The sequence below is a fragment of the Micromonospora sp. NPDC047756 genome (assembly GCF_055587245.1).
The window spans coordinates 145,992-158,341 of sequence record NZ_JBVJGQ010000009.1; the positions used below are offsets into that span (position 1 = coordinate 145,992).

Genomic DNA, 12,350 nt, shown 5'->3' on the forward strand with positions numbered 1-12,350 from the left:
GCGTTGCCGGAGACGCTTCGGACGATACCTCCGTGGACGCCGGGCCGGCATGGGCCGCCTGCGGCCGCAGCGATCGGATGCCGGGGCAGGGCAGGTGCGGGAAGCGCGCAACGGCGCGACACACCCACGAAGCCTCGGGACACCTGACACGACACTCAGCGCCGCGAAAGCCGCGTACCACCCCTTCACCTCTTACATGCATCAAAGGTAAAACGCGAATCTTTCACTTCATAAGTCATGAAACGGTCTAACGTCGGTCTTAGCTCGGTTGTCGCCGAGCTCAGGACAACAGGGATGGAGTGACGCAGGTCATGGCTAAGAAGATGCTCGGGAAGGTCGTCGCGGGCGCCGCGCTCGGCGGCGCGTCGCTCCTGGTGTTCGCACCGGGGATCGCGTTCGCCGACGGCCACGACGACGGCAAGGTCTACGCCAAGCCGCACGTCGTCAAGGCTGGCGACGAGGTCAAGCTCCTCGAGATCTGCCCGGATCGGCAGGAGCACGCGTACGTGTGGTCCAAGGTCACCGGCAAGGTCAAGCTCAAGCCGGCGGACGAAGACCGGGGCGAGGACCGCGAGTGGCGTGAGGAGGAGAACTCCTCCGACCACGACAAGGGCAAGGACGAACACGGCAAGGACGACAAGGGCAAGGACGAGCACGGCAAGGACGACAAGGGCAAGGACCACGAAGGCAAGGACGACAAGGGCAAGGACGAACACGGCAAGGACGACAAGGGCAAGGACGAACACGGCAAGGACGACAAGGGCAAGGACGAACACGGCAAGGACGAGAACGGCAAGGGCGGCCAGGGTGGCGGCGCTGCCGCCGACGCCTACGGCGACGAGGGCAGCAAGGACTGGAAGGGCGAGGAGCACGGCCAGGACGCCGAAGAAGGCCGTGACAAGAAGGACTGGGACTCCAAGGACGAGCACGGCTCGGACTACGGCTCGGACAAGGGCTGGGAGAACAAGGACGAGCACGGCTCCGACTACGGCTCGGACAAGGGCTGGGACAGCAAGGACGAGCACGGCTCCGACTACGGCTCGGACAAGGGCTGGGAGAACAAGGACGAGCACGGCTCCGACTACGGCTCGGACAAGGGCTGGGAGAACAAGGACGAGCACGGCTCCGACTACGGCTCGGACAAGGGCTGGGACAGCAAGGACGAGCACGGCTCGGACGAGCGTGGCGGTTACGGCAAGGACGAGCGCGGCTCGGACGAGCGTGGCGGTTACGGCAAGGACGAGCGCGGCTCGGACGAGCGTGACTGGGACAAGGAGCGCGAGTTCGTCTACTACGGCGAAGCCAAGGTCGACAAGGACGCCAAGCCGGGTCGCTACGAGCTCAAGGGCTCCTGCGGCGAGGGCGAGCTCGTCGTGCTGCCGCACGGCGGCGTCGACGGTGGTGACGGTGGCGCCAGCACCGGCACCGACCGCGGCCTGGCCACCGGCGGGGCGGGCCTGCTCGGCGCTGCCGCGCTGGGCGGGATCGTGTTGATGCGTCGTCGGCGGACCGATGGTTCGCTCGTCTGACGTGACGACGACACCGGCCGGCGGCCGTCGCGGGAGACCGTGGCGTGCCGCCGGCACGGCCGTCGTCGTCACCATGGCCATGATCGGCGCCGGCATGATCGGCGCCTCCCTGAAGACCACGCCCACTGCCCGGCCGCCGCAGCCGCTGGCCCAGGCCGGCCCGGAGCCGACCGCGCCGCCGAGCACCGCCGACGACGCCCCGCCGGTCGACGGGCAGCCGGTCGGTCAGGCGGCGGTCGGTTTGGCGCGGTCGGCGCCGACGAGCATCGAGATCCCCCGGATCGGCGTCAACGCGACGATCATGTCGTTGGGCACCAACCCGGACGGCACCGTCCAGGTCCCTCCGCTGGACAAAGCCGACCAGGCCGGGTGGTACGAGCCGGGTGCGAGCCCGGGCGAGACGGGCAACGCGGTCATCGTCGGGCACGTGGACTCGGCGGTGCTCGGCCCGGCCGTCTTCTTCGACCTCGGCGCTCTCACCCCCGGCGACACCGTCACGGTGCGCCGCGCCGACGGGGTGCCGGCCACCTTCACTGTCGACTCGGTCAAGTCGTACCCGAAGACGGCCTTCCCCACCGAGTTGGTCTACGGACCGAGTGACCGGCCCGGCCTGCGGGTGGTCACCTGCGGCGGCCAGTTCGATCAGGCCGCGAAGAGCTACCCGGACAACATCGTCGTCTTCGCCACGCTGGCGGTCTGACCGACGAGGAACGAAAGAGGTCCGGCCGGTCGGGTCACCCCGACCGGCCGGACCGCGTCCGGCGTAGCTGAATCAGGCTGCCGCGGAGGTCCGCACCAGGGTGCGGATCTGGCGCAGCAGCACCGACAGGGCGGCGAGATCCGCCCGCGACTCGTCGAACTCACCCATCGCCCGTCGGGCGCGGTGGATGGAGGTGGCGTTCGACTGCTCCCACTGCTGCACCCGCTCGTGCGGCGGCAGGTCGCCCGGAGTGGAGTCGAGCACCTCCGCGGTGAGCGCGGCGAGCGCGGCGTACAGGTCGTACCGCAGCGCCATTCGCGCGAGGGTCTGCCAGCGGTCCTCGCGCGGCAGCAGGGAGATCTTCGACAGCAGCGAGTCCACCCGGAACAGGTCGGACAGCACGAAGTAGACCGAGGCCACTTCGCTGACGTCCCGCCCACTGGCGTTCGCGGTCTCCACCACGTCCATCAGACCGAAGCTGTACATCAGCCGGGTGGCCCGCTCCGCCAGCTCGCGGGGCAGCCCACGCTCGGTCATCGAGTCCATGTGCGCGGCGATGCCCTGGCGCTCGTTGCCGTAGAACAGCTCCTCCAGCCCCGGCAGCAGCCGGGTGACCCCGTCGCGCAGCCGGGCGATCTCGGCCGGCACGTCGATCGGCGAGCGCCGGTTGGAGACCAACCACCGCACCGCGCGGTCGAGCAGCCGACGGGTGTCCAGGTAGACGCTGGTCTGCAGCTCCGGCGCCACCTTGTTGTCCAGCGCCTCGACCTCGTCCCACAGCTCGCGCAGGCCGAACACCTCGCTGACCACCACGTAGGCCCGGATCACGTCGGCCGCGCTGGCCGCCGTCTCCTCGACCACCCGGAAGATGAACGAGATGCCACCCCGGTTGATCGCCTCGTTGACCAGCACCGTGGTGACGATGTCCCGGCGCAGCCGGTGCCGGCCCATCCGGTCGGCGAACCGCTCGCGCATTGGCGTCGGGAAGTAGTTGACCAGGACGTCGGTCGTCCACTCCTCGTCGGCCAACCCGTCGGTGAGGATCTCCCGCTCCAGGACGATCTTCACGTACGCGAGCAGCACGGCGAACTCCGGCGCGGTCAGCCCGGACTCGCTGCGGACCGCCAGTTCCTCGTCTGGCGGCAGCGCCTCCAACGCGCGGTCCAATCCGCCCGAACGCTCCAGCTCGTTGATCATCCGCCGGTGCACCGGGAGCAGCGAGGCGGCCTGGGCCTGGGCGTTGTTGATCGCCCGAGCCTGGTCGTAGTTGTCGCGCAGCACCAGCTCCGCGACCTCGTCGGTCATCCCGGCCAGCAGCTCGTCCCGGTCGGCCATGGTCAGCTCACCGTCGGCCACCGCCGTGTTGAGCAGGATCTTGATGTTCACCTCGTGGTCGGAGGTGTCCACCCCGGCCGCGTTGTCGATGAAGTCGGTGTAGATCCGGCCACCGGTCAACGCGTACTCGATCCGGCCGAGCTGGGTCCAGCCCAGGTTGCCGCCCTCGCCCGCCACCCGGCAGCGCAGGCCGCGTCCGTCCACCCGGATCGCGTCGTTGGACTTGTCGCCCACCTCGGCGTTGGTCTGGGTGGAGGCCTTGACGTAGGTGCCGATACCGCCGTTCCAGAACAGGTCCACCGGAGCGGTGACGATCGCCTTCATCAGGTCCTGCGGCGACAACTGCGTGACGTCGTCGTCCAGGCCGATCGCCGCCCGGACCTGCGGCGTGATCGGAATGGACTTCGCGGTACGCGGGAAGATGCCGCCACCTGCCGAGATCAGCTCCGGGTTGTAGTCCTCCCAGGAGGAGCGGGGCAGGTCGAACAGCCGTCGACGCTCCGCGTACGAGGTGGCGGCGTCCGGCTCCGGGTCGAGGAAGATGTGCCGGTGGTCGAAGGCGGCCACCAGCCGGATGTGCTCGGAGAGCAGCATCCCGTTGCCGAACACGTCGCCGGACATGTCGCCGACGCCGACCACAGTGAAGTCCTGGGCCTGGGTGTCCAGGCCCAGCTCGCGGAAGTGCCGCTTGACCGACTCCCAGGCGCCCCGGGCGGTGATGCCCATCTTCTTGTGGTCGTAGCCGGCGGATCCGCCGGACGCGAACGCGTCGCCCATCCAGAAGTTGTGGGCCTTGGAGATCTCGTTGGCGATGTCGGAGAACGTCGCGGTGCCCTTGTCGGCCGCCACGACCAGGTACGGATCGTCGCTGTCGTGCCGGACCACGTCCTCGGGCGGCACGATCTGCCCGCTGACGATGTTGTCGGTGACGTCCAGCATCGCGCCGACGAACTCCTGGTAGCAGGCGACCGCCTCGTCCCGGTCGCCCGGCTTCTGCTTCAACACGAAGCCGCCCTTGGCGCCGACCGGCACGATCACGGTGTTCTTCACCATCTGCGCCTTGACCAGGCCCAGCACCTCGGTCCGGAAGTCCTCCCGACGGTCGGACCAGCGCAACCCGCCCCGGGCCACCGGCCCGAACCGCAGGTGCACACCCTCGAACCGCGGCGAGTAGACGAAGATCTCGAACTTCGGTCGCGGCGCGGGCAGGTCCGGAATGGCCTGCGGGTCGAGCTTGAACGCCACGTACGCCTTCGGCCGCCCGTCGGCGCGCTTCTGGTAGAAGCTGGTCCGCAGGGTCGCCTCGATCAGCGTCAGGTACGAGCGCAGGATCCGGTCCTGGTCGAGGCTCGCCACGTCGTCCAGCGCGCCCCGGATCGTCTCCACCAGCTCACCGCTGCGCTGCTGCCGCTGCTCCGTGCTCAACTCGCCCGGCGCGAACCGGGTCTCGAAGAGCTCCACCAGCAACGCGGCGAGCTTCGGGTACGCGATGAAGGTCTGCTCCATGTAGTCCTGCGAGAAGACCGTGCCGGCCTGCCGCAGGTACTTCGCGTACGCCCGCAGCACCACCACCTGCCGCCAGGTCAGCCCGCCGCGCAGCACCAGCTCGTTGAAGCGGTCCACCTCGGCCTCGCCACGCCATGCCGCCGCGAAGGCGTTCTCGACGTGCGGGCGCACCTCGGCCAGCTCGTGATGCCCCTCGGGCAGCATGAGGCCGAAGTCGTACAGGTAGACCCGACCGTCGATCCGGTCCACCTCGTACGGGTGCTCGTCGACCACCCGTACGCCGAGCGAGTGCAGGACCGGCAGCACGGCGGAGAGCATCATCGGCTCGCCGTACCGGTAGACCTTGAACCGGACGTCCATCGCCTCGGCCAGGTCGGCCCCCGGCACCCGGGTGCCCGGCCGCGGCGCCAACTGCTTGCGGAACAGGTGCATCTCCAGCTGGCCGGGCTCCTCCAGCAGCTCCAGCTTCGCCAGGTCCTTCATCGCCTCGTACGGCGTGTGCCCGTCCTTGTAGCCCTCCGGGAAGGCGTCCGCGTACCGGGTGAACAGGTGCTTGGCCTGCTCGTCGCCGAGCTTGCGCTCCAGCACCAGCCGGTAGTCGTCGTCCCACAGGCGGGTGGCGTCGGCCAACTCCTCGGCCAGCAGGTCGGCGTCGATGTCGCCGGGTGGCCGCGTCGGGTCGGTCCGGACGATGAAGTGCACCCTGGCCAGCATCGACTCGGTGACCCGGGTGGTGTAGTCCACCCCGACACCGTTCAGCTCACGCAGCAGGATGTCCTGCATGCGCAGCCGGTTCTGGGTGGTGAACCGGTCCCGGGGCAGGTAGATCAGGCAGGAGATGAACCGCCCGTACGCGTCCCGACGCAGGAACACCCGCAGTTGCCGGCGGCCGGCCATCCGCAACACGCCGACCACCGCGTGGTACAGGTCGTCGGTCTTGATCTGGAACAGTTCGTCGCGCGGGTAGGTCTCCAGGATCTGGATCAGATCCTTGCCCGAGTGGCTGCGCTGGCTCAGACCGGAGCGGTCCAGCACCTCGGCCACCTTGCGGCGTACCACCGGCAGCTCGCGGACGCTGGTCCGGTAGGCGGCCGTCGAGAACAGCCCCAGGAAGCGCCGCTCACCGATCACGTCACCGGCGGAGTTGAAGATCTTGAAGCCGATGTAGTCCAGGTATGCCGAGCGGTGCACGGTGGCCCGGGAGTTCGCCTTCGTGATGATCAAAAGGCGCTTCTCCAGCACCTTCTCGTGCGCCTCGGGCGTCATCGAGGAGAGCGAGCGCGCATCCGGCGAATCGGAGCGCAGAATGCCCAGACCGGTGCCGAGCACCGCCTCCAACGCCTTGCCGTCGACCGGGTCGGCGGCGTCGCCGCCGTCGGCGTCCACCAACCGGTACTCCCGGTAGCCGAGGAAGGTGAAGTGGTCCTGGGCGAGCCACCGCAGCAACTCCACCGAGTCGGTGATGTCCTTTTCCGGCACCGGTGGGCGGTTGTCGGAGGTACGGGCGGACGCCAACTCGTCGGCGAGCGCGAGGGCACGCTGACGCATCTTCGGCCAGTCCTCGACCGCCTCCCGCACGTCGGTGAGCACCCGCTGCAACTCGCGGCGCAACCGGTCCCGTTCGGCCGCGTCCCGGACCGGGTCGATCTCGATCCGCATCCAGCTCTCGATGATGTCGCCGGCGATCGCGTCGTCCGGTTCCACATCGGCGGAGACCTCGGTGAGCCGGCCCAGCGGCTCCCGCCGCACCACCACCAACGGGTGCACCAGCAGGTGCACGTCGAGGTGGTACGAGTTGAGCAACGCCGTCACCGAGTCGACCAGGAACGGCATGTCGTCGGTGACGATCTCGACGACCGTGTGGTGCTGGTCGGCGTGCGGTTCGTGGATCCGCAGCTTCAACTCGCCCGGCACCCGCTGCTGGGCGAGATCCCGGTGTGCCCGGGCCGCGTCGAGCATCTCTTCCGCCGTGAAGCCGACCAGCTCCTCGTCCGGGGCGAACCGCCAGAAACGGCCGACAAGTGTCGCCGCGTCGTGGTCGTCCCCGGCGAGCGCGACGGCCTGGGCCACCAGGCGCTCCGCGTTGGGAACGGGTTCGTCGAGCTCGGCGTCCTCCACGTCGTCGGCCAGCGCCTCGGCTGGCAGACCCAGATCGTAGATGGTGTCGATGCTCGACCCGGTCAGCCCGGTGACTCCCGTGTCGAGTCGGCCGTAGCCGTCCCCGTCGGTCGCCGAATCGAAGCTGTCATCGTCCCGGCCGGAGTCATCCTGCCGGAGGTCGGGTTCCGGTTTGATCGCCGGACGCCGGTCCATCGGTGCCACTCCCCTCGACCCACCGCGTTGTGGGTCACTCTGCCGCCCAGCCTAGGCCCTGCCGTTGTGCGCCTTCGTCGGCGGACCACTGGCCAGACGTCCGGATCGGGACTTTGTCCTTTCACCCGTTGCGGGTCCGAGGTTGGCCGGCTGCGGGATACCCCGCCACGCGATGTTCATCACACGGGTACGGCTCGTCTTTGAGCGCGGCCGAGCACCTGGGGGACGTTGGGGACGGCGTTCCCGTACTACCGTGCGAGGGCAGTCCGAGATCGGAAGGACCAGCTTCATGCCCTTGTCGTACCCCCGGCCCCACCGGCCGAACCCCGCCCGCCGGCTCGCCGCCGGCGTCACCACGGCGCTGCTCACGGCGGGCGTCCTCGTCGGTTGTTCCGGTGACGACGGGCCGCAACGCACTGTCGACGCCTTCCTCGGCGGCTGGCGCAGCGGTGACCTCCAGGCGGTCGGTCTGATCGACCCGCTCGGCGCGAAACTGCCCTCAGCGGACGTGAGTCGCGAGATCAAGGAGCTTTCCGGCGAGTTGGCGGCCACCCCGCCCACGCTGACGCGTCGCGGCGAGCCGAAGATCACGAAGGACATCGCGACCACCACCGTCCAGGTGGAGTGGGCCCTGCCCGGTCAGACCCGCTGGGCGTACGACCGGGAGGTCCGGCTCGCCCACGGCGACGACGACCAGTGGCAGGTGATCTGGGAGCCGACGGTGGTGCACGAGCAGCTCACCAAGGGTGACCGGTTGGCGCTGCGTCGCGACGCCGGTGCCCGCGCCGCCGTGCTGGACAACGCCGGGAAGCCGCTGGTCACCCCCCGCACGGTGATCCGGGTGGGTGTGCAGCCCAACGGGGTCGCCGACCTGAAGAAGCTCGTCAAGGACCTCGACGCGGCGTTCAAGGCCATTCGTCCGGCGCTGGTTCCCGGCGTCGACCTGGCCGATCTGCCCGAGCGGGTGGCCAAGGCCGAGCCGGGCGCCTTCGTCGAGGTGGTGTCGCTGCGCGAGGAGGCGTACCTCCAGATCAAGCCCCGGATCTACGACCTGCCCGGCACCAAGTTCATCACCGACAAGATCGACCTGGCGCCCACCCGCGAGTTCGCCCGTGCGCTGCTCGGCACCGTCGACCCGGCGCAGGCCGACGACATCGCCGCGCATCCCGACCGGTACGTCGTCGGCGACCTGGTCGGGCACGGCGGTCTACAGGGCCGTTACGACGAGCGTCTGCGCGGCGGCCCCGGGCTGACCGTGGTGGTCGAGCGTCCGGCCGAGGGCGGCAAACTCGAACCCACCGGCGCGGAGCTGTTCCGCCGGGAGCCGCAGCCCGGGCAGGCGCTGAAGACCACGCTGGACGTCGCCGTCCAGAACGCGGCCGACGGGGCACTGCGCGCCGAGCCGCGCCGGTCCGCCCTGGTGGCGCTCCGGATCAGCGACGGCGCTGTGCTCGCCGCCGCCAACGGCCCCGGTCCGGCCGGGCAGAACCTGGCCTTCGACGCCCAGGTGCCTCCCGGCTCGACCTTCAAGATGGTCAGCACGCTGGGCCTGCTGGACCGGGGCGCGGTCACGCTGGACGGGCCGGTGGACTGCAAGAAGACCTTCACCGTGGACGGCCGGTCCTTCAAGAACTCGGACAACTTCGAGCTCGGCTCGGTGCCGTTCCGCACCGACTTCGCCAAGTCCTGCAACACGGCGTTCGCCGCGCTGGCCCCGAAGCTCGGCGGCGACGGGCTGGCCGCCGCCGGTCGCTCGCTGGGCCTGGAGGGTCAGTGGGACCTCGGCATGGACGCCTTCACCGGCAAGGTCTCGACGGGCGGCAGCCTCGCCGAGCAGGCCGCCGCGTCGTTCGGGCAGGGCACCACGCTGGTCAGCCCGCTCGCCATGGCGGGCGCCACCGCCGCCGTCGCCCGCGGCCGCTTCGAGCAGCCGAAGCTGCTGCTCGACCCGGCACCGGCCAAGCCGGCCCCGGCGGGCGAGCAGCTCAAGCCGGAGTCCGTCGAGGCGCTGCGCACGATGATGCGCGAGGTCGTCACGGCCGGCACCGGCAGCGCGCTCAAGGACGTGCCGGGCGAGGTGTACGGCAAGACCGGCACCGCCGAGTACGACGACAACCCGGCGCACACCCACGCCTGGTTCGTCGGCTGGCGCGGCGACGTGGCGTTCGCCGTCTTCGTGGAGAAGGGCGGGGCCAGCACCGCCTCGGCCGTTCCGATGGCCGAGCGCTTCCTCCGCGCTCTCCCAGCCCCCTGACCCCACCACCTGGACGCCCCACGGGGCGTCCGGCGCCTGGCCTTGATCCACTCGGTTTCGTTGAAACGGCGGTGTCCGAGCCAATCGGACACCCCTGATTACCCGAAACCGAGTCGATCAAGGCCAGGGGGCCGAGGGCCAGGTCAGGCGGTGTCGGCCTCGTGCCTCTCGGGCGTGTTCTGGGTCGACGGGGTGGTGCGTCGGAGAAGACCGGGGCCGGCCGACGCCGGCGGGCCGACGGGTTCACGCTCGACCAGGGACGCGATGCTGGCCGCGACGCCCGACGGCTCGGAGTGGGCCCGCCCGTTCGTGCCGGGTGACTCCCCCTCCGCCGGGACGTCGTGCGACACCGCGCTCACCGGCGAACCGACGCCGGGCACACCGACGCCGGCCGGACCGTCATCGGCAGACCCGAGCACGGCAGGCCTGAGCGCGGCGTGGTCGATGTCAGCGGGGTCATTGCCAGTGGAGTCGATGCCGGCGCGGTCGTTGCCCGTGGGGTCGATGCCGGCGGGGAGTTCACGCCGCGCTACCCGCTCGGCGCGGTCGAGTCCGTCGAGCACAGCCAGCCCGTCGAGCCGCTCGGCACGGTCGGACCGCTCGGTGGCGGTCGCGGCAAGGCCGTTGCCGCGCCGCGGAGAGGGCGTCGGCCGTGCCGACAGCAGTCGGGGCGGCACTGCCTCGGGGGCGGTCACCGGTGCCAGACCGGCGACCACGGTGTTGACGATCTCGGCCGCGTAGGAGCCGTCCGGGTCGTAGTCGGGGTCGAAGACGGTCAGCTCCACGCCGAGGCAGTGCGGGGTGTCGACCAGGCCGGCCAGCAGGATCTCCAGCTCGGCGAAGGCGATTCCACCCGGATCGGGGGCGTCCACGGCGGGCATCACCGCCGGGTCGAGCACGTCCACGTCGATGTGCACCCAGTAGCCCGCGCAGTCGGCGAGTTGCTCGTGCGCCCACTGGGCCGTCCGGGCGGCGCCTTCGGCGCGCAGCGCCGGCACCGGTCGGGTGGTGATCCCGGCGGCCTGGAGGTCGAGCCGGTATTCGTCCTGGGCGCGGATGCCGAGCACCACCACGTCGATGTCGCGGAAGTAGGGCCGACGGCCCTCCAGCGCGGCCAGGTCGGCCTGCCCTCGCCCGGTCACCAGAGCCAGATCCTCACCGGCGGCGGCGCCGACGTAGGAGGCGTTGCCGGGGTGCCGGAAGTCGGAGTGCCCGTCGACGAAGACCAGCCCGATCCGCCCGCCGACAGCCTCGCCGAGGCGGTGCATGGCCAGGGCCGAGCCGAGGAGCACGGAGCAGTCACCGCCGAGCACCACCGGGAACTCGCCCCGGTCGATGATCGAGCCGATGCGTTCGGCGAGGGCCAACGAGTAGTCGGCGATCTCCCGGGCGTGGCACACCCCGTCGCCGGGCCGCCAGTCGCCCGGGTCGTACCGGGCGGGGGTGACGCAGCCGGCGTCGCGGGCACGGAGCCGGGCCAGCAGGTCGTGGTCGCGCAGCGCCCCGGGGGCCTTGGCGCAACCCGGGACCGACGTGGGCGTCGGCGGCCGTAGACCGAGATTTGTCGGCGCGTCGAGGACGGCGATCCGGCGCATCGTGAGCTCCCGTCCTCGGTGGTCGGGCGGGCCGGCCGGAACGCCGGCCCGCGCTGGCGTGCTACGAACTCAGAACAGGGCGCTGGCCAGAGCCCGACGCGCCGAGGCGACCGCCGGATCGTCCGGGCCGGCGATGGAGAAGAGCGAGACCAGGTGCTGGCGAACCGTCTCACGGTCCTCACCGGCGGTGCGCCGGACCAGACCGACGAGCCGGGCGTACGCCTGCTCGGCCAGACCACTGAGCACCTCGATGTCGGCGGCCAGCAGCTGGGCGGCGACGTCGTCGGGGGCGCTCTCGGCGGCGGCCAGCGCGGTGGACGGATCGGCGCCGGCCACCCGGCGGGCCACTCCGACCTGGGCCAGCCCCGCCGTGGCCGCGGCGTCCGCCGGGGCGTCGGCAAGGATCTTCCGGTACGCCTGCTCGGCGGCGTCCAGATCGCCGCTCATCAGCGCGTCGTCCGCCTCGTCGAGGCGGGGGTCCTCCGGCTCGGCGACCGTCACGCCACCGGCCTTCAGCACTGCCTGGATCCACTGTCGCAGCTGAGCCTCGGGAACAACTCCGGAGAAGGCGTCGACCGGCTGACCGCCGACGACCGCGTAGACCATGGGGATGCCCTGCACCCGGAACATCTGGGCGATTCGGGGATTTTCCTGCACGTCGACCCGGGCCAGCACCCAGGTGCCGCCGCCCTCGGCGTTCAGCCGCTCCAGGACCGGGGCGAACTCGTCGCTCTCCGGGAAGCCGGCCGCACCGAAGAACACGACGACGGGCGTGGCCATCGAGCGTTCGAGCACGTCGGACTGGATGGTCGCCTCGGTGACGTCCACGATGGCGGTGTCACCGCCGGCGGTGGGCGCGCCGGGGACGCCGTTGGACGGGCCGCCCTGCGGGGGCGTGCCGGGGCGGGTACTTGCTGGTGCGGGGCCACGCAGCGTGCTGAGGTCGACCGCGCCGCGGGTGAAGATCGACGAGGTGATCCGTGGGTCGCTCATGGTTACCTAGTCTCGCACGTGACCCCGGATTCTCAGCTCACCCGCAACCCTGACGTTGCAACTCTCACGCCCCGCCCCCACCCCCGCGATCTTGCACTTTCTGTCGTCGCTATGCCGCATTCATG

5 protein-coding genes and 1 pseudogene are annotated in these 12,350 nt (G+C 70.7%); 3 read left to right on the forward strand and 3 right to left on the reverse strand.

Features of this window, described 5'->3' with window-relative positions:
- Positions 1-311 precede the first annotated feature (311 nt).
- Positions 312-1,529, forward strand: coding sequence for a hypothetical protein (locus ACZ6NZ_RS28345; RefSeq protein WP_465861000.1), 1,218 nt, complete (start codon positions 312-314; stop codon positions 1,527-1,529).
- A gap of 1 nt (position 1,530) precedes the next feature.
- Positions 1,531-2,229 (forward strand): class F sortase, encoded by a 699-nt coding sequence (locus ACZ6NZ_RS28350; protein ID WP_465861001.1) that lies wholly within the window; start codon positions 1,531-1,533, stop codon positions 2,227-2,229.
- Between the two features lie 72 nt (positions 2,230-2,301).
- Here ACZ6NZ_RS28350 and ACZ6NZ_RS28355 read toward each other — a convergent pair whose 3' ends face one another.
- Positions 2,302-7,383 (reverse strand): NAD-glutamate dehydrogenase, encoded by a 5,082-nt coding sequence (locus ACZ6NZ_RS28355; protein WP_465861002.1) that lies wholly within the window; start codon positions 7,381-7,383, stop codon positions 2,302-2,304.
- Between the two features lie 289 nt (positions 7,384-7,672).
- Between ACZ6NZ_RS28355 and ACZ6NZ_RS28360 the strand changes: the two genes are divergently transcribed.
- Positions 7,673-9,637 carry a penicillin-binding transpeptidase domain-containing protein gene (locus ACZ6NZ_RS28360; protein ID WP_465861003.1) on the forward strand — a complete coding sequence of 655 codons (1,965 nt, stop codon included), beginning with the start codon at positions 7,673-7,675 and terminating at the stop codon, positions 9,635-9,637.
- A gap of 629 nt (positions 9,638-10,266) precedes the next feature.
- On the opposite strand, the pseudogene ACZ6NZ_RS28365 reads toward ACZ6NZ_RS28360, so the two are convergent.
- Both ACZ6NZ_RS28365 and ACZ6NZ_RS28370 read right to left on the reverse strand, forming a co-directional pair.
- Positions 10,267-11,232 (reverse strand): annotated as a pseudogene (locus ACZ6NZ_RS28365) (arginase family protein); the annotation flags it as partial.
- A 69-nt stretch (positions 11,233-11,301) separates the two neighbouring features.
- The gene (locus ACZ6NZ_RS28370; protein WP_465861004.1) at positions 11,302-12,225 is read right to left on the reverse strand and encodes a tetratricopeptide repeat protein; all 924 of its coding nucleotides are present in this window, start codon (positions 12,223-12,225) and stop codon (positions 11,302-11,304) included.
- Positions 12,226-12,350: the final 125 nt, after the last annotated feature.

Coding starts and splice junctions, on each gene's coding strand:
- ACZ6NZ_RS28345 (WP_465861000.1), top strand. CDS start 312: ATGGCTAAGAAGATGCTCGGGAAGGTCGTCGCGGGCGCCGCGCTCGGC.
- ACZ6NZ_RS28370 (WP_465861004.1), bottom strand. CDS start 12,225: ATGAGCGACCCACGGATCACCTCGTCGATCTTCACCCGCGGCGCGGTC.
- ACZ6NZ_RS28355 (WP_465861002.1), bottom strand. CDS start 7,383: ATGGACCGGCGTCCGGCGATCAAACCGGAACCCGACCTCCGGCAGGAT.
- ACZ6NZ_RS28360 (WP_465861003.1), top strand. CDS start 7,673: ATGCCCTTGTCGTACCCCCGGCCCCACCGGCCGAACCCCGCCCGCCGG.